This window comes from Rhodoferax sp. GW821-FHT10B06 (genome assembly GCF_059415605.1).
Genome location: NZ_JBWKNO010000005.1, coordinates 101,962 through 119,664, shown reverse-complemented (window position 1 = coordinate 119,664; position 17,703 = coordinate 101,962). Strand labels below are relative to the sequence as shown.

17 protein-coding genes and 1 pseudogene are annotated in these 17,703 nt (G+C 59.8%); 11 read left to right on the top strand and 7 right to left on the bottom strand.

All coding sequences use genetic code 11. From position 1 onward, the window contains the following. Nucleotides 1–3: 3 nt before the first annotated feature. Nucleotides 4–657, bottom strand: a complete 654-nt coding sequence (locus tag AC07O2_RS10010) for an isochorismatase family protein (RefSeq protein WP_495075582.1) — start codon at nucleotides 655–657, stop codon at nucleotides 4–6. 171 nt (nucleotides 658–828) lie between these two features. Then, the gene (locus AC07O2_RS10005) at nucleotides 829–1,530 is read right to left on the bottom strand and encodes a pirin family protein (protein ID WP_490591959.1); all 702 of its coding nucleotides are present in this window, start codon (nucleotides 1,528–1,530) and stop codon (nucleotides 829–831) included. 170 nt (nucleotides 1,531–1,700) lie between these two features. On the opposite strand from AC07O2_RS10005, the gene AC07O2_RS10000 reads away from it, so the two are divergent. The 6 genes and pseudogenes from AC07O2_RS10000 (at nucleotide 1,701) to AC07O2_RS09975 (ending at nucleotide 5,002) form a co-directional block, all read left to right on the top strand. Beyond that, nucleotides 1,701–2,636, top strand: coding sequence for a LysR family transcriptional regulator (locus tag AC07O2_RS10000; RefSeq protein ID WP_495075581.1), 936 nt, complete (start codon nucleotides 1,701–1,703; stop codon nucleotides 2,634–2,636). A 111-nt stretch (nucleotides 2,637–2,747) separates the two neighbouring features. Next, nucleotides 2,748–2,981, top strand: a pseudogene (locus tag AC07O2_RS09995) (hypothetical protein); the annotation flags it as partial. A 52-nt stretch (nucleotides 2,982–3,033) separates the two neighbouring features. Continuing rightward, a complete protein-coding gene (locus tag AC07O2_RS09990) occupies nucleotides 3,034–3,498 on the top strand; it encodes a restriction endonuclease subunit S domain-containing protein (RefSeq protein ID WP_495075580.1) in 465 nt (154 codons plus the stop codon). 125 nt (nucleotides 3,499–3,623) lie between these two features. Beyond that, nucleotides 3,624–4,010, top strand: a complete 387-nt coding sequence (locus AC07O2_RS09985) for a hypothetical protein (RefSeq protein ID WP_495075579.1) — start codon at nucleotides 3,624–3,626, stop codon at nucleotides 4,008–4,010. A 12-nt stretch (nucleotides 4,011–4,022) separates the two neighbouring features. Next, nucleotides 4,023–4,592 (top strand): type II toxin-antitoxin system MqsA family antitoxin, encoded by a 570-nt coding sequence (locus AC07O2_RS09980; protein ID WP_495075578.1) that lies wholly within the window; start codon nucleotides 4,023–4,025, stop codon nucleotides 4,590–4,592. Next, nucleotides 4,580–5,002 carry a hypothetical protein gene (locus tag AC07O2_RS09975; protein WP_495075577.1) on the top strand — a complete coding sequence of 141 codons (423 nt, stop codon included), beginning with the start codon at nucleotides 4,580–4,582 and terminating at the stop codon, nucleotides 5,000–5,002. Before AC07O2_RS09980 ends, AC07O2_RS09975 begins: the two co-directional genes overlap by 13 nt. 167 nt (nucleotides 5,003–5,169) lie before the next feature. Here AC07O2_RS09975 and gyrB read toward each other — a convergent pair whose 3' ends face one another. The 3 genes from gyrB to dnaA form a co-directional block, all read right to left on the bottom strand. Further along, the gene (gene gyrB / locus AC07O2_RS09970; protein ID WP_495075576.1) at nucleotides 5,170–7,785 is read right to left on the bottom strand and encodes a DNA topoisomerase (ATP-hydrolyzing) subunit B; all 2,616 of its coding nucleotides are present in this window, start codon (nucleotides 7,783–7,785) and stop codon (nucleotides 5,170–5,172) included. Between the two features lie 113 nt (nucleotides 7,786–7,898). Beyond that, entirely contained in the window at nucleotides 7,899–9,005 is a 1,107-nt protein-coding gene (gene dnaN, locus AC07O2_RS09965; protein WP_495075575.1) for a DNA polymerase III subunit beta, read from the bottom strand. Between the two features lie 163 nt (nucleotides 9,006–9,168). Continuing rightward, on the bottom strand, nucleotides 9,169–10,581 hold the full coding sequence (gene dnaA, locus AC07O2_RS09960; RefSeq protein ID WP_495075574.1) for a chromosomal replication initiator protein DnaA: 1,413 nt from the start codon (nucleotides 10,579–10,581) through the stop codon (nucleotides 9,169–9,171). Between the two features lie 377 nt (nucleotides 10,582–10,958). On the opposite strand from dnaA, the gene rpmH reads away from it, so the two are divergent. From rpmH to mnmE, 5 genes are all read left to right on the top strand, one after another. After that, entirely contained in the window at nucleotides 10,959–11,093 is a 135-nt protein-coding gene (rpmH, locus tag AC07O2_RS09955) for a 50S ribosomal protein L34 (protein ID WP_092757190.1), read from the top strand. A gap of 63 nt (nucleotides 11,094–11,156) precedes the next feature. After that, the gene (locus AC07O2_RS09950) at nucleotides 11,157–11,603 is read left to right on the top strand and encodes a ribonuclease P protein component (protein WP_495075573.1); all 447 of its coding nucleotides are present in this window, start codon (nucleotides 11,157–11,159) and stop codon (nucleotides 11,601–11,603) included. Next, complete coding sequence (gene yidD, locus AC07O2_RS09945; protein WP_495075572.1) at nucleotides 11,600–11,863, top strand: membrane protein insertion efficiency factor YidD; 264 nt, start codon at nucleotides 11,600–11,602, stop codon at nucleotides 11,861–11,863. The genes AC07O2_RS09950 and yidD overlap by 4 nt, the downstream gene beginning before the upstream one ends. Before the next feature lie 8 nt (nucleotides 11,864–11,871). Further along, nucleotides 11,872–13,578 carry a membrane protein insertase YidC gene (gene yidC / locus AC07O2_RS09940; RefSeq protein WP_495075571.1) on the top strand — a complete coding sequence of 569 codons (1,707 nt, stop codon included), beginning with the start codon at nucleotides 11,872–11,874 and terminating at the stop codon, nucleotides 13,576–13,578. 92 nt (nucleotides 13,579–13,670) lie between these two features. After that, nucleotides 13,671–15,044 (top strand): tRNA uridine-5-carboxymethylaminomethyl(34) synthesis GTPase MnmE, encoded by a 1,374-nt coding sequence (gene mnmE, locus AC07O2_RS09935; RefSeq protein WP_495075570.1) that lies wholly within the window; start codon nucleotides 13,671–13,673, stop codon nucleotides 15,042–15,044. A gap of 20 nt (nucleotides 15,045–15,064) precedes the next feature. Here the strand turns inward: mnmE and AC07O2_RS09930 are convergent, their stop codons facing one another. Both AC07O2_RS09930 and AC07O2_RS09925 read right to left on the bottom strand, forming a co-directional pair. After that, nucleotides 15,065–15,619 carry an adenine phosphoribosyltransferase gene (locus AC07O2_RS09930; protein WP_495075569.1) on the bottom strand — a complete coding sequence of 185 codons (555 nt, stop codon included), beginning with the start codon at nucleotides 15,617–15,619 and terminating at the stop codon, nucleotides 15,065–15,067. A 64-nt stretch (nucleotides 15,620–15,683) separates the two neighbouring features. Beyond that, complete coding sequence (locus tag AC07O2_RS09925; protein ID WP_495075568.1) at nucleotides 15,684–17,669, bottom strand: monovalent cation:proton antiporter family protein; 1,986 nt, start codon at nucleotides 17,667–17,669, stop codon at nucleotides 15,684–15,686. Nucleotides 17,670–17,703: the final 34 nt, after the last annotated feature.

The following is a 17,703-nucleotide window of genomic DNA, read 5'->3' as shown; positions in this document are numbered from 1 at the left end:
GGCTTAGCCTTCGTGCGCACCAAACATGGCGCGGGCGTAGTTGATGCCGATGCCGTAGCCACCGCCAAACCTCTTGGCCACACCGGTGGTCATGTCGTAGGTGTCGGTACGCGCCCAGTCGCGTTGCAGTTCCAGCAGGTATTGCAGCGAAGTCATGGGCTGCGCGCCGGCCTGCACCATGCGCTCCATGGCGCGGTTGTGTGCCTCATTGGAAATATCGCCGCAGGCATCGGCAATCACATACACCTCGAAGCCCTGATCCAGCGCCGACAGAGCCGGGCCAACGATGCACACGCTGGTCCACAGACCGGCCAGCACGATGCGGCTCTTGCCAATGGCGTTGATGCGCTTAATCACAGCCGCGTCTTCCCAGGTGTTCATCGAGGTGCGGTCCAGCAGGGCCTGGCCAGGGAAGGGCGCAGTGACTTCCTCAAACATCGGACCAGAGAAGCTTTTCTCGGCCACCGTGGTGAGGATGGTCGAGGCACCAAAGCCGGCGGCGGCGCTGGCCACCAGGGCCGCATTGGAACGCAGCAGCACCGGGTCGATGGAGTTGGTGGCAAAGGCCATTTGCGATTGGAAGTCGATCATGACCAGGGTGTGATCATGGGGGGTGAGCAACTTGGCGCCTGCGGTGGGTGTCGCGGTAATGGCCATGGTGGGAACTCCTTGCATCTGAAAAATGTGTATTGCGAACGACTAGGTACGTACCCGGTGCACGTTAGATACGCAGAGCCGCAGCAGATAGATGGTTTGCGCTATTTTTTGAACAAATGTGCGCTGGCAGTGCAAGAGCTTGTTACAAGCCCTTGCAGCGTCGCCCCAAACTTAGGGTGCGGTGTCCACCAGCACCAGCTCGGCATCGGCGATGGCCGTGACGCGGATGGTCTCCACGTCGCTGATGGCGGCACCATCGCGGGCCAGCAGGCGCACGCCGTCCACTTCCACTTCGCCAATGGCGGGCACCAGGTAGGCGCGGCGGTTCTTACCCAGGTGGTACTCCGCCGTTTCACCGGCCTTCAGCGTGGCCCCGGACACCCGTGCGTTGGTACGGATGGGCAAGGCTCCTTCATCACCTGGCAGGCCGCTGGCCAGTGCCACAAAACTGCCGGAGCGGTCGCCCTTGGGGAAGGGCTTGGCACCCCAGGAAGGTGGCAGGCCGCGGCCGTCGGGCATGATCCAGATTTGGAAGATCTTGGTCACGCCGGGTTCCTGGTTGTATTCCGAGTGGCGGATACCGGTGCCCGCGCTCATCACCTGCACGTCGCCCGCTTCGGTGCGGCCCTTGTTGCCCAGGTTGTCCTGGTGGGTGATGGCACCTTCACGGACGTAGGTGATGATTTCCATATTGGCATGGGCATGCGGAGGGAAGCCCGTGCCAGCCGCAATCGTGTCGTCGTTCCACACCCGCAGGGCACCCCAGCCCATGCGTGCCGGGTCGTGGTATTCGGCAAACGAAAAGTGGTGCTTGGCATTGAGCCAGCCGTGGTCTGCGCCGCCGAGGGAGTCGAAAGGTCTGCGTTCAATCATGGTGTTTCTCCGAGAAGTTGTGTTGCGATGGAGAGACTTTATGATTCGGCGATCAATAAGAGAATAGAAAAGATGGAAAACAATCCATTCCAAAATCTACATGCTCCACGCTCATCGCTGCCCCCCGAGGGGGCGCTCAGTGGCTTCGGGCGGCCGGGCGCCACTGACACATGACCAGACTGCCTGACTTCGAAGCCTGGGCCATCTTCGCCAAGGTGGCCGAAACCGGCTCTTTCGCCAAGGCGGCCGCCGAGCTGGGCATCTCGCAACCCACCGTATCCAAGGCGCTCACGCGTCTGGAGGGCCGGCTCAAAACCACCTTGTTCCACCGCACCTCGCGGCGCATGTCGCTCACCGCCAGCGGCCAGGCCTCGCTGGAGCGCGCGGCGCGCATCCTCAGCGAAGGTGAAGCGGTAGAGGCCGAAGTTACAGAGCAATCCAAGAACCTGCGCGGCCCCATCCTCATTGCAGCGCCCATGTCGTTTGGTGTGTCGCACCTGGCACCCGCTCTGCCGGAGTTCATGGCCCTGCACCCCGACGTGGCCCCGGACCTGCATTTCAGCGACGAGCTGATCGACATGGTGGCCGACGGGTTTGACGTGGCGCTACGCATCTCGAACCTGCCAGATTCCAGCCTGCTGGCGCGACGCCTGTGTACGGTGCGCCTGCTGCTGGTGGGCGCGCCCGCGTACTTCGCGCAGCATGGCCGCCCCAGCCATCCGCGCGACCTAGCCACACACCGCGCACTGCGCTATGTGCACACCCGCACTGGCGAGGCCTGGCGCTTCCAGCACGCGCGGCTGGGTGAGTTTTCACAGGTGGTCCCGGCCACGCTGCGCGCCAACAACGCCGAAGGCCTGATCCCCGCGCTGCGGGCCGGCCTGGGCCTGGCGCTGCAGCCCGAGTTTCTGGCCTGGCAAGACCTGCAATCGGGGCTGCTAGAGACCGCGCTGGACGACTGGCAAGTACCCCCCATCGCCCTGCACATCGTCACCCCCCCGGGTCGCGCGCGGCCGGCGCGGGTGCAAGCGCTCATCGAGTTCCTGGCCAGCCATTTCGCGCAGGCGCCGTGGGCCCAGGAGCCAGCAGCGAGAGCAGGGCGCTAGCCATCCAAGTACGCGGTCGATACCCGCCACACGAATGGCAAAATCAAGCTTCATCCACCCGTGACGCGTTCCACCGTGTGAACGCAACGCACCAGGGAAACACCCAGCGGCATGGATAAAAAATCGCTTTCCGAGAGTGACATTTGCGATAAGTGCATCCGCCCCGCCATGGAGCGCGCAGGGTGGCACCCGCTAGACCAGATCTACCGCGAATTCCCCCTGCGCGCTGGTCGCGTCGTGGTGCGCGGCAAAACAGCCCGGCGCGATGCCAGCACCGTACTGCGCGCCAACTACGCCCTGTTCTACAAGCCCAACATTCCGCTGGCCGTGGTGGAGGTCAAGGACACAGTTGTGCAGGCCCGTCAGAGAGCACTATCCATACTTACGGGTCGCAAACGTGCAGCGTGACGCTCTGAGACTCGGTGAGATTGAACGCTTTGAACTCACGCAAGAAGATTTGGCAAAGTGGCGCTTGATCGCAGGTGATTTGCTGATCGTGGAAGGCAATGGCAGCGCAGACGAAATTGGACGCTGCGCAGTTTGGGATGGATCAATAGATCCTTGTGTTTTCCAGAACCACCTCATCCGCGTTCGTTGCCTTCAGCAAGATTGCATGGCTTTCATCAAGCTGTTTTTGAATGCCCCGAGCGGCATGGACGAAATGAAGCGTTTGGCGATTACAACGAGTGGGCTTTACAACCTTAGCGTGGGCAAGATTGGGAACTTTGTCGTTCCCGTACCTCCCCTCGCCGAACAATCCCGCATCGTCACCCGCGTAGCCCAACTGCGCCAGCGGCTGTCCGCCAGCCAATCCACCCAAGCCCATCTGGCAGAGGCGCTGGTGGCGCAGCAAAGCCAATGACTTGTTTTTAGAACTGAATCCACCAAAATAGCTGTGATTACAACCAGTTCAGTCGGAAAAATGCCCCTACTTTTACCTTTAAAATTACCATAATGGTAAAAATATTTGTCCTTTCAGAGTACAGTATGAATCCGCCCACCCAACCGGGTACCGGGCGGATAAAGATTGAAGGAGGGCCGTTGTATGACTTGGCACGCGTCAAACAGTTGGTGGACGACCCTGACTGCATCCATCTTTTTACCCGGACCTGCATTGGCGATGTGCACAAGCTGTTTGACAGCGACACAGAGCAAGTCGCTGCATTGATGCAGTCGCTGGACCCGCGCGATTACATCGATTCAGAATGGTGCGAAAACGGTAAGTCAGGCATAGCAGCCTGCGATGCTTACCGGATACGACGCTCTGAGGTCATGGCGGCGACCGGTAAGTCGGCAACGTTGGAATATTTTGTGAAGTTTGCGGTGGGCAAGAGCGGGAAGTTGATGCTTCTAGTGTCTTGCCACCTGAGTTAAAGGAAAAGCATGATGAATACACAAGAACTTTGCCCGCTGTGCGGCGAGGGGCACGTATCCGTCCATAGCGAAATGGTAGAGAGCGAATACAAGGCGCAAAAAACGATGTTGCCCTTGTTGTTCAAGCAGTGCGATGCCTGTGGCTCCGACTTTGCCGGTGCAGCAGAAAGCAAGCTAAACAAGCGTGCGCTGATGGCGTGGCGCAAGCAGGTGGACGGTCTGCTCACCGGGGCCGAGATCATAGCCTTACGCAAGCAGTTCAAATTGACACAGGCACAAGCGGCCAAACTCTTCGGCGGCGGCCCAGTGGCTTTCAGCAAATACGAAAACGACGATGTAGTCCAGTCAGAGTCCATGGACACGCTGTTGCGGCTGGTACGCCGTAGCAAAGAGGCCTTTTGGGCTTTAGTGGCAGAGAAAGGTATGGAGGCCGACTTTATGGCCGAGCCCATCACTGTACCCATGCAGTCCAATGTTATTCACCTCACGGTAGTACGTGAGAAAGTGGATCGACCTGACCCTCGGTACAACCCGCGCCAATTGCGCTCCTTCTCGGTAGGAGCCGTGCCATGGAAGCAATAAATCCGCGCCCGATTCTGCGCAGCTTCCGCGCATTGGCTTTCCATGGGGAGAACCGAGGCGATGCGACAGGCACCGAGATGCAACTGGATTTGCACCAAGATATTGAGCTTGGCCTGGCTGTTCCTTCCGTGCAAGGAGGGTCTTTACAAGTGTCGGTTCTTATTAAGTTGAACGCGACGGCAACCAATTCAAAAGACCCGAAAGACCAGGCAACATTTGCCGGTGACTATGAAGCCAAGTTTTATTACGCGCCGGAAGTTAACGAGGAGTCCGTGAACCCTCTGATGGAGGACAACGAATACCAGTATGTGCTGGTGGCTCAAGCCTACCCGTTGGCGATGACCCATTTTCGGCGTGAGTTGCAAGCCCTCGGTCTTGACGCAAGGGCGCTTCCTTTGGGCTTGCAGTAGGCGCTAAGTTGGTCGACACAAGAAAAATGCCCGGTTGAGCCGGGCATTTTTTGTTTAAAAGATACAGCGACAGGAAGGATAAACGCTGATATCTAAACCATCAACATCCATCAAAAGATGCCTAAGTTGTTGATTTCATTATTATCTAAGCTCTATTCAAGAGAATCTTAGACGTCAATATTCCCCGCCCGCAAGGCGTTGGTCTCGATGAATTCCCGCCGTGGCTCCACTTCGTCGCCCATCAGCATGGTGAACACGCGGTCGGCTTCGATGGCGTCGTCGATCTGTACGCGCAGCAGGCGGCGCACGGTGGGGTCCATGGTGGTTTCCCAGAGCTGCTCGGGGTTCATTTCACCCAAGCCTTTGTAGCGCTGGCGGCTGGTAGTGCGTTCGGCCTCAGAAATGAGCCAGGCCATGGCCTGGCGGAAGTCGCCAACCTTTTCTTCCTTCTGGCGCTCGCCTTCGCCGCGCTGGACCTTGGCACCTTCGGACAGCAGGCCACGGAAGGTATTGGCGGCTTCGGCCAGGGCGGCGTAGTCGGCGCCGTGCACGAAGTCTTGGGTGAGCACGCTGCTCTTGATGTTGCCGTGGTGGCGGCGGCTGATGCGCAGGATGGGTTTGTCGGTACGCACATCGAATTCGCCGGCCACTTCGGCGCCACTGCCCAGCTCCAGCAGGCGCTTTTGCAGCGCGGCGGCAGAGACTTCGGCATCGGCCACGGTGTCCAGGTTCAGGGCCACGCCGTCGGCAATGGCGCGCAGGGCTTCGGCATCCATGAAGGCTTGCAGACGGGCGATGACGGCCTCAGCGACCTGGTGCTTGCGCGCCAGCTCGGCCAGGGTGTCGCCGCTCAGGGTGCTGCCGTTCTCGCCACCGGTGTAGACCGAGGCATGGACCAGGGCGATGCGCAACAGGAAGCCGTCGAGTGCGCTGGCGTCTTTCAGGTACAGCTCTTCCTTGCCGGCCTTGACCTTGTAAAGCGGTGGCTGGGCGATGTAGATGTGGCCGCGTTCGACCAGCTCGGGCATCTGGCGGTAGAAGAAGGTCAGCAGCAGGGTGCGGATGTGGGCGCCGTCAACGTCCGCATCGGTCATGATGATGATGCGGTGGTAGCGCAGCTTGGCGACGTTGAAGTCGTCGTTGCCTGTGGTGCCACCGGCCTTGCCGATGCCGGTGCCCAGGGCGGTGATCAGCGTCAGGATTTCATTGCTGGTCAGCAGCTTTTCGTAACGGGCTTTTTCCACGTTCAAGATCTTGCCGCGCAGGGGCAGGATGGCCTGGAACTTACGGTCGCGGCCCTGCTTGGCGGAGCCGCCGGCGGAGTCACCCTCGACGATGTAGATTTCGCAGCCTGCGGGGTCTTTTTCCTGGCAGTCGGCCAGCTTGCCGGGCAGGCCCATGCCGTCGAGGACGCCCTTGCGGCGCGTCATGTCGCGGGCCTTGCGGGCGGCTTCACGGGCGCGGGCGGCTTCGATGATCTTGCCGACGATGATCTTTGCATCGTTGGGGCGTTCCTGCAGGTAGTCGTACAGCAGTTTGCTAACGATGTCTTCCACCGGGCCGCGCACTTCGCTGGAAACCAGCTTGTCCTTGGTCTGGCTGCTGAACTTGGGCTCGGGTACTTTCACGCTCAGCACGCAAGTCAGGCCTTCGCGCATGTCGTCGCCGGTGACTTCGACCTTGGCTTTTTTAGCGACCTCGGTGTCGTCGATGTACTTGTTGATGATGCGGGTCATGGCCGCACGCAGACCTGTCAAATGGGTGCCGCCGTCGCGCTGCGGAATGTTGTTGGTGAAGCACAGCACCTGCTCGTTGTAGCCGCTATTCCACTGCATCGCCACTTCCACGCCGATGTTGGTGCCCTGGTCGCTTTGGCGGTCGCCCATGGCGTGGAAGATGTTGGGGTTCAACACCGACTTGCCCTTGTTGATGAAGTTGACGAAGCCCTGCACGCCACCGGCGCCGGAGAAGTCGTCTTCCTTGCCGCTGCGCTCGTCCTTCAGGCGGATCTTCACGCCGTTGTTCAGGAAGCTGAGTTCGCGCAGGCGCTTGCTCAAAATCTCGTAGTGGAAGTCGTTGTTCTCTTTGAAGATCTCGGTGTCGGGCAGGAAGTGCACCTCGGTGCCGCGCTTCTCAGTGTCGCCAATCACGTGCATGGGCGAAACCTCAACGCCGTCCACAGTGTCCAGCAGGCGGTTTTGCACAAAGCCTTTGCTGAACTCCATCACATGGATCTTGCCGTCGCGGCGGATGGTCAGGCGCAGCATTTTCGACAGCGCGTTCACGCAGCTCACGCCCACGCCGTGTAGACCGCCAGACACCTTGTAGCTGTTCTGGTTGAACTTGCCGCCGGCGTGCAGCTCGGTCAGGGCGATTTCAGCGGCCGAGCGTTTGGGCTCATGCTTGTCGTCCATCTTGATGCCGGTGGGAATGCCACGGCCGTTGTCGACCACACTGATCGAGTTGTCGGAATGGATGGTGACCAGGATGTCGTCGCAGTGGCCCGCCAAAGATTCGTCGATGGAGTTGTCCACCACCTCGAACACCAGATGGTGCAGGCCGGTGCCGTCGGAGGTGTCGCCGATGTACATGCCCGGGCGCTTGCGCACCGCTTCCAGACCTTCCAGGATCTGGATCGAACCTTCGCCGTAGGCTTCGGTGGCGCCGGCCTGGTTGGTGTCGATCGTGGGCTGGAAGTTGGAGCTGTCCACCGTGCTGTCGCCGGTGTTCACGGCGTCCATGGCATCGGTGGCTGCGGGGACGGGCTTGTTTTCTTCGGTCATGGCGTACTGTGCGTGTCGGGGGGAATACCCCCCCAGATGCCGCAATATTTATAAGGTAAATCTGCCTCTGGCGCAGATGGATAGTGCGGAAGTAGCTACGTTTTATATAGCAGTTAAATCCGCATGGGCATGACCACGTATTTGAAGGTCTCGTTCTCGGGGATGGTCAGCAACGCAGAGCTGTTGCCGTCGCTGAGCGAGATCGTCACCATGTCTTGCGCCATATTGGCCAAGGCATCGATCAGGTAGGTCACGTTGAAACCGATCTCGATGGTGTCACCACCGTAGTCGATGTCGAGCTCGTCCACGGCTTCTTCCTGCTCGGCATTGTTGGAGGCCACGCGCAAGCTGCCAGGTTCGACGTTCAGGCGCACGCCCTTGAACTTGTCGCTGGTCAGAATGGCGGTGCGCTGCAGGCTGGACAGGAAGGCCTGGCGGCCCAGGGTGATGTGGTTGTGGTGGTTCTTGGGAATCACGCGGTTGTAGTCGGGGAACTTGCCCTCGACCAGCTTGGTGACGAACTCCATGCCCTCAAAGCTGAACTTGGCCTGGTTGCTGGCGAACTGCATCTCGATCGCGCCTTCGGCGTCACTCAGCAGGCGCTGCATTTCCAGCACGGTCTTGCGCGGCAAGATGACTTCTTGCTTGGGCACTTCCACGTCCAGCGCGGCCGAGGCAAAGGCCAGGCGGTGGCCGTCGGTGGAAACCAGGCTGAGCTGGTTGCCTTCAGCGACGAACAGAATGCCGTTCAGGTAGTAGCGGATGTCGTGCACGGCCATGGCGAACGACACCTGGCTCAGCAGAGCTTTCAGCACCTTTTGCGGCACGCTGAACACCGGGCCGAAGCTGGCGGCTTCTTGCACCAGCGGGAAATCTTCAGACGGCAGGGTTTGCAGTGTGAACTTGCTCTTGCCACCCTTGAGGATCAGCTTGTTCTGGCTGGATTCCAGGCTCACGGTCTGGTCGGCGGGCATGGTGCGCAGGATGTCGATCAGCTTGCGGGCACCCACGGTGGTGCTGAAGTCGCCGGCGTCGCCGTCCAGTTCGGCATTGGTGCGGATCTGGATTTCCAGGTCGCTGGTGGTCAGCTGCACGGTGCCGCCAGTTTTGCGCAGCATCACATTGGCCAGAATCGGCAAGGTGTGGCGCCGTTCAACGATGCCGGCCACCGACTGCAGAACCGCGAGCACTTTGCTTTGTGTTGCCTTCAAAACGATCATGTCAACCCCGTGTGTTTATAAATAAGCTTTGCGAGAAACCAGCGTGTCGATTTCGACCAAGGCGTGATTTTCCCTGTTTTTACCTGCACTTTTGACTAGCCTTCAGGACTTACGCAAGTCCCCTGTGCGCCCAGAGGGCAGCATAGGGGACGCTGCGTAAGTTCTAACCCTTTAATGTTTGCTCCAGCACGTGCAATTGCTGGTTCAACTCGGTAAGCTGTTGTCGTTCACCACCAATCTTGCGCACCGCGTGCAGCACCGTGGTGTGGTCGCGCCCGCCGAACAGTTCACCGATCTCGGGCAGGCTCTTTTGCGTCAGCTCCTTGGCCAGGTACATCGCAATCTGGCGCGGCCGGGCGATTGAGGCCGGGCGCTTCTTGCTGTACATATCCGCGACCTTGATCTTGTAGTAGTCGGCCACCGTCTTCTGGATGTTCTCTACCGAAATCTGCCGATTCTGGATGGACAGCAAGTCACGCAAGGCTTCGCGCGCCAACTGGATCGACATTTCCTTCTGGTTAAAACGCGAATAAGCCAGGCATTTGCGCAGCGCGCCTTCAAGCTCGCGTACGTTGGAGCGCACGTTTTTGGCGACGAAAAATGCCACTTCCTCGGGCATTTCTGTGCCCTCGGCGCGCGACTTGTTGATCAGAATCGCGACGCGCATCTCCAGCTCGGGCGGCTCGATGGCCACCGTCAGGCCGGAGTCGAAGCGCGACACCAGGCGCTCGTGGATGTCGGCCAGCCCCTTGGGATAGGTGTCGCTGGTCATCACAATGTGCGACTTCTTGGTCAGCAGGGCTTCGAAGGCGTTGAAGAACTCTTCTTGCGTGCGATCCTTGTTGGCAAAGAACTGCACGTCGTCAATCAGCAACAGGTCCAGCGAGTGGTAACGCTCTTTGAATTCGTCGAAAGTCTTGCGCTGGTAGGCTTTAACCACATCTGAAACAAACTGTTCCGCATGGATGTAGAGAACTTTTGCATCCGGCCGATCGGCCAGCAGGCGATTGCCCACGGCGTGCATCAAATGGGTCTTGCCCAGACCCACGCCGCCATAAATGAACAGCGGGTTGTACAACTGGCCGGGCGTGCCGGAAACGTGCATGGCCGCAGCCCGCGCCATGCGGTTGGCCGTACCCTCCACCAAGGTGTCAAAGGTCAGGGCGGTGTTCAGTCGGTTCTTGAATTGCGCCTGCGCGGGGTCTTCACCCACCACTACGACCGGCTCGGAAACCGCCCCAACGCCTTGAGGCACCAAGGCAGCGATGGATGTGCGCACCTGCGCTTCGCGAGGAGTAAGCGCTAACTCGAGCGGAATAATCTGGCCATACAGCTTTTCCAGTAAGGCACTGATACGGCCTACGTACTGCGCACGGATCCAGTCCAGCTTGAAGCGATTCGCGACAAACAAGGTCACTTTGGAGAAGTCGTCAGTCACCTGCGCCACCAAGGGCTTGATCCAGGTATTGAACTGCTGCTCTGGCAGTTCCTGTGCCAGCTGTTCTACGCAGGCTTGCCAGAGACTGTGCCCGGCACTACTTCCTGCGCCAACATGGGCATGGGTTCCCTCGGTCATTATTCTGTTTCTACTTCTGTGGATAAATTAGGGATCGGCGAACCGACCATTGTAATTTATCCATCCCTTATCCACAATTTCGCCGATATGAGACAGGCATCTCACCCCTCCGCCCTCGATGCAGCAGTGTATTGCCAGACGGCCGATTATTTGCCATAATGCCGGGTTTCCCTGGCCAAATTCGCCTTAGGTTATTTTTGCGGCTGCACGCAAAAACCCAAGAAGGCGGACCAGCGCAGTCCCCAGCAGTGCTTGCAAAAGCCCAGCGTGGATTGCGCTTCAGGGGCCACCAAGGGCGTTAAGCCCTCTTTTTTTAGCGATGTACCTCGGGTTTACCTTGGGGGAGTTGCTGTACCGAACTCTTCTAGGAAGTCATCATGAAACGCACTTATCAGCCATCGAAAATCAAGCGTGCCCGTACCCATGGTTTCATGGTCCGCATGAAAACCCGCGGTGGCCGTGCCGTCATCAACGCACGTCGCGCCAAGGGCCGCAAGCGCCTGGCTGTCTAAGCCTGCGCCCCGGTTGGCGCGCACCTTCGCTCCCGATTTTTCTACTTCGGCCCAACACCTGACGTGCAGCGACTCAAAACGCGAGCGCAGTTCCAGGCTGTATTGGCAGGAAAAACGGTTGCACGGACAGCCCATTTCGCGCTGCACCGTGCAGCATTGGATGCGCGTCCAGTGCCAACTTCCATGGCCAGCACATCACCGCCACCTCCATTAGGGCCCGAGTCGTCACGACCGCAGGCCCTTTTTGCTATGGATGGCGTGTGGCTGGGCGCCATGGTGCCCAAGCGTTGGGCCAAGCGGGCCGTGACCCGCAACACCATCAAGCGCCAGATTTACCAGGTGATCCAAGTTTTTGAGCCGCGCTTTCCGCATGCCGCCCATGTGGTGCGGTTGCGCAGCGGCTTTGACCGCAAGGTTTTCATCAGCGCAACGTCCGACCAGCTCAAGCACGCCGTGCGGACCGAGCTGGAGCAACTCTTCGACAGGGCCGTCGCCGGTGCTATGCCATGATGCGCGCTGCCTTGATCACGCTGGTACGTGGCTACCGTCTGCTGCTCAGTCCCTGGCTGGGATCGGCCTGCCGTTTCGAACCCACTTGCTCTGTGTATGCATTGCAGGCCTTGGAACAGCACGGAGCATCCGCAGGAACTTATCTGACGTTACGGCGTCTGGCACGTTGCCATCCTTGGTGTGACGGCGGCTTGGACCCTGTGCCGCAAAAACGTCCTGCGCTATTCGCCCATCTGCTTTCCTCTTCCTCACATAAGTAGTCCTTTACATGAACGATATTCGCCGGACCATCCTATGGGTGATTTTTGGTTTCTCCATGGTCTTGCTGTGGGACCAGTGGCAGGTCTACAACGGCCATAAAGCCACCTTCTTCCCGACGCCTGCATCCAAGGTTGCTCCGGCAGCTGTCGCCCCTGCGTCTGGCGCGTCCAGCGTTCCGACCCCAGTGGCCGCCGTGCCAGCCACCCCTGCTGCAGGCCAGCTCCCCGTGACCGCCGGTGCTCCAGCAGCAGCCAAGGAACGCGTGGAAGTAGTGACTGACGTGCTCAAGCTGACCTTCGATACCGAAGGTGGCAACCTGGTCCGCTCCGAGTTGCTGAACCAGGTGGACATGACCGACAAGTCGAAGAACTTCGTCTTGCTCGACGACAGCAAGGAACGCGTGTACGTGGCCCAAACCGGCCTGATCGCCGGCGCCGGCTCTGCCGTAGGCGCCACGCTGCCCAGCCACAAAACGGTCATGACGCTGGTACCTGGCGACCGCAGCCTGAAAGACGGCGCGCAAAACCTGGTGCTGCGCTTCGAATCGCCTGATGTGGGCGGCGTAAAACTGGTCAAGACCTTCACCCTCACCCGCGGCTCCTACGTATTGGACGTAAAGCACGAAGTCGTCAACACCGGTACCACCGCCGTGTCGCCCCAGTTGTACCTGCAACTGGTACGCGACGGCAACAAGCCCGTGGGCGAATCCTCCTTCTACTCGACCTTTACCGGCCCAGCGGTCTATACGGAAGCCAAGAAGTACGAAAAGGTGGACTTCAAGGACATCGAAAACAACAAGGTCGACATCGAAAAGCAATCCAGCAACGGCTACGTTGCCATGGTGCAGCACTACTTTGCCAGCGCCTGGCTGCTGGGAGACGGCATCCAGCGCGACCTGTTCATGCGCAAGGTGGACACCAATCTGTATGCGGTCGGCATGATTACCCCCATGAACGACATCGCACCGGGTGCCAGCAAGACAGTGGAAGCCCGCATGTTCGTGGGTCCTGAACTCGAAAAAGTACTGGAAAAGCTCTCGCCCGGTCTGGAACGTGTAAAAGACTATGGTCGCTTGACCATCCTGGCCCAGCCTTTGTACTGGCTGCTGGACCAGTTGCACAGCGTGATCCAGAACTGGGGCTGGTCCATCGTGGCCCTGGTACTGCTGCTAAAGATCGCTTTCTACTGGCTGAATGCCAAGGCCTACGCCAGCATGGCCAAGATGAAGGCCATCAACCCGCGCATCACCGAAATGCGTGAACGCCTGAAGGACAAGCCGCAGGAAATGCAGCAGGCCATGATGAAGATCTACCGCGAGGAAAAGATCAACCCCATGGGCGGCTGCTTCCCCATCATGATCCAGATCCCGGTGTTTATCGCGCTGTACAACGTACTGCTGTCCAGCGTGGAAATGCGCAACGCACCCTGGGCGCTGTGGATCCACGACTTGTCTTCGCCTGATCCGTACTACATCCTGCCCATCGTCATGGCTTTGACGACCATGTTGCAAACCTCGCTGAACCCCGCTCCGCCGGATCCACTGCAGGCCAAGATGATGTGGTTCATGCCACTGGCCTTCTCGGTGATGTTCTTCTTTTTCCCGGCCGGTTTGGTGATGTACTGGATTACCAACAACGCCTTGTCCATTGCCCAGCAATGGATCATCAATACCCGCATGGGTGTGCCACCGAAGTTCCACCTGCCCAAGTTCTAAGGGCGGTACGGGCAGCAATACTGCCCGATTGACATCCAAAGGCCGCTTCAACCTCCGGGTTGAACGGCCTTTTTTCTATAAGCTGCTATTCCATGCCTGCCCACCACGACCATCCCATCGCCGCCATCGCCACCGCTCCCGGACGTGGTGCGGTCGGCATTGTGCGGGTCAGCGGCAAACAGATCGCACCCATCATCGAAGCCCTGTGTGGTCGCCCGCTGAAAGCCCGCGAAGCCACTTACCTGCCATTCCGCGACGCGGCCGGCCAAGCCATAGACCAAGGCCTGGCCATCCACTTCCCGGCACCGCATTCCTATACCGGCGAAGACGTGCTGGAGCTGCAGGCCCATGGCGGGCCAGTGGTGCTGCAGCTGCTGCTGGCGCGCTGCCTGGAAGCCGGCGCCGCCATGGGCATACGTCCGGCCCAGCCGGGCGAATTCACCCAGCGCGCTTTTTTGAACGATAAGATCGACCTGGCCCAGGCCGAGGCGATTGCCGACCTGATAGACGCCAGCACTGAGGCCGCCGCGCGCAGTGCCACACGATCCCTGTCTGGCGAGTTCTCGCAGGAGATCCACAGCCTGCGCGATGGCCTGGTACACCTACGCATGTTGGTCGAGGCCACATTGGATTTTCCCGAGGAAGAAATCGACTTCTTGCGCAAGGCGGACGCGCACGGGCAGCTATCAAAACTGCAGCAACGCCTGGCCGCGGTAATGCAGCGAACACGCCAGGGCGCACTGCTGCGCGAGGGTATCAAGGTAGTGATTGCCGGCCAACCCAACGCGGGCAAGTCGTCGCTGCTGAATGCGCTGGCAGGGGCAGAACTGGCCATCGTCACCCCCATCGCTGGCACTACCCGCGACAAAGTCGCGCAAACCATCCAGATCGAAGGCGTGCCCATCCATATCATCGATACCGCCGGCCTGCGCAGCAGTGATGACGCCATCGAAACCATAGGCATTGAACGCGCCTGGGCGGAAATCGCGGCGGCCGACGCGGTGCTGTTCCTACACGACCTGACCCGCGCCCAACTAGCAGACTACCAGCAAGCAGACGCCGCCATTGGCGCCGAACTGGCACAAAAACTGCCGTCCCGCGTACCGGTCATCGATGTCTGGAACAAATCGGATGCAGCCACCTCCACCGGTACAGACGCGCTGACCCTGTCCGCCAAGATCGGCACCGGGCTGGACCAACTGCGCCACAAACTGCTGGAAGTGGCCGGATGGCAAACCTCGCCCGAGGGGGTTTTCATCGCCCGGGCTCGCCATGTGCACGCCTTGCAGCATGTGGACGAGCACATCGAGATGGCGGTGGCGCATCTGGCCAGCCAAGCCCAGTCACTGGACCTGCTGGCCGAAGAACTGCGCCTGGCGCAGAACGCCCTGAACGAAATCACCGGAGCCTTCAGCGCCGACGACCTGCTAGGCGTGATCTTTTCGCAGTTCTGTATCGGCAAATAAGCCGGGTTCTGGGCAGACTTTCAGTGCCCGGCGAAATCCACCAGGGTGAACAATGGAAGCCCGCTTTCCTGCAGCTTGGTAGAACCGCCCAGCTCGGGCAAATCCACAATGGCCGCGCCTTCTACCACGGTGGCACCGAGTTTTTCCAGCAGCTTCTTGCCGGCCATCATGGTGCCGCCAGTGGCGATCAGGTCGTCTATCAGCAGCACTCGGTCGCCGGCTTTAACAGCATCGGTGTGCAGCTCCACCGTGGCACTGCCATATTCCAGCTCGTAGGTTTCTTCCACCGTGGTGAACGGCAGCTTGCCCTTTTTACGGATGGGTACAAAGCCGATATTCAGCTCGTAAGCCACCACCGCACCCAGAATAAAGCCACGCGCGTCCAGCCCGGCCACCACATCCGGGCGCAGGGCCGGGTCCATGTAGCGGTGCACAAACGCATCGATCATCACGCGAAACACCTGGGGGTTTTGCAGCAAGGGAGTGATGTCCCGGAACTGCACGCCCGGCGCAGGCCAATCAGGCACCGTGCGCATATGGGCCTTAAGGTAGGCGTTGACGCTAAAGCTTGTCATGGGAAATCAACCAAAAATGGGGAGGGCCACTATTGTGCCTTGCGCGGCTGCGCCGCCTTCCGGTTTAACCCTTTTGAAACTTCTCTTCCGCCAACGCCAGGGTCTCCGCCTTGCCGGACAAGACCAGGGTGTCACCGTCTTCCAGCAGCACATCGTCTCCGGGTAGCTCGGTTTTGCCACTGTGCCGGCGCAAGCTGACCACCCGCACACCCATCGCGTGCAGAGCCAGACGACCCAGCGGTTTGCCTAAGCACTTGGCGGCGATGGTCAGGGTCACGGTCGTCAACCGTTCGTGGCGCAATTCGTCCACGCCGTCATCGTCGGCCCCGTGGAAGTAGCCACGCAGCAGGTTGTAGCGCGCGTCTCTCTGGTCCTGCACTACCCGTATCACCCTGCGCATGGGCACGCCCACCAGGGCTAGGGCATGGCTGGCCAGCATCAGAGATCCCTCGATGGCCTCGGGCACCACTTCGGTGGCGCCTGCATTGCGCAGCTTTTCCAGGTCGTGATCGTCCTGGGTGCGCACAATCACCGGCACCTGGGGTGCATGGGTATGGGTGTTGGCCAGCACCTTCATGGCACCCGGCACATCCAGGTAGGTGATGACCACCGCGCTGGCCCGGGCCAGGCCGGCGGCCATCAAAGCCTGCAGCCGCGCCGCATCGCCGAACACCACAGAATCGCCAGCCGCGGCAGCCTTGCGCACCCGGTCCGGGTCCAGGTCCAGCGCCATATAGGGAATGCTCTCGCGCTCCAACATACGCGCCAGGTTTTGCCCACAACGCCCATAGCCGCAAATGATCACGTGCTTGTTGGCATTGATGGACTTGCGGGCAATGGTGGTCATCTGCAGCGACTGCTGCAACCATTCGCTGCTCACTAGCTTCATCACGATACGGTTGCTGTACATGATGATGAACGGGGTTGCCAGCATGGATAGCACCATGCTGGCCAGAATCGGGTTCAACAGCGAGGCCGGCACCAGCTTGTTTTCCTGGGCCAAGGTCAGCAGCACAAAACCGAATTCACCCGCCTGGGCCAGATACAGGCCAGTACGCAAGGAGACACCCGCCGTGCCGCCCAGCGACTTGGACAGCGCCGCAACCAGAACCAGCTTGAACAACACCGGCAAGGTCACCAGCAACAGCACCAGGGACCAGTGCTCCAGCACCAGGCGCCAGTCCAGCAGCATGCCGATGGTGATGAAAAACAAGCCCAGCAGCACGTCGTGGAACGGCCGTATGTCAGTTTCCACCTGGTGCTTGTATTCGGTCTCTGAAATCAGCATGCCCGCAATAAACGCCCCCAGGGCCAGGCTCAGGCCCGCCAGCTCGGTCAACCAGGCCAGGCCCAGGGTGATCAGCAATAGGTTCAGCACAAACAGCTCTTCGCTCCGCCGTCGCGCCACGATCGTCAACCACCAGCGCATTCCCTTCTGCCCGCCGACCAACAACACGGTAATCAGTGCCGCCGCCTTGATGGACGCCAGAGCCAGTGACATCAGCAGTTCTTCAGGCGATGCACCCAAGGCCGGAATCAAAACCAGCAAGGGCACCACGGCCAAATCCTGGAACAGCAGCACACCCATCACGCGCTTGCCATGCTCCGACTCCAGCTCCAGCCGCTCGGCCATCAGCTTCACCACAATGGCCGTGCTGCTCATGGCCAGCGCGCCCGAAAGCGCCAAGGCAGTACGCCACTCCATGCGCCATAGCGTGGGCGCCATGGTGGCAAACATCAGTGAGGCAAACGTGGCGATCAGCATGGTGCCGGCCACCTGGAACAAGCCCAAGCCAAACACATGACCGCGCATGGCGCGCAGCTTGGGCAGGTTGAATTCCAGCCCGATGACAAACATCAGAAACACCACACCGAACTCACCCAGGTGCTTGATTCCCTCAGAGTTCTGCGCCAGCGCCAGCGCATTCGGGCCGATGAGCACACCCACCACCAAATAACCCAGCATGGGCGGCAGCTTCAGCGAGCGGAACGTCACCACCCCCAGCACGGCGGCCAGCAGGTACATCAGTGTCAATTCCAGAGCGGTCATGCCAGCATGCTAACAAGGGAAATGCGCATTCCCT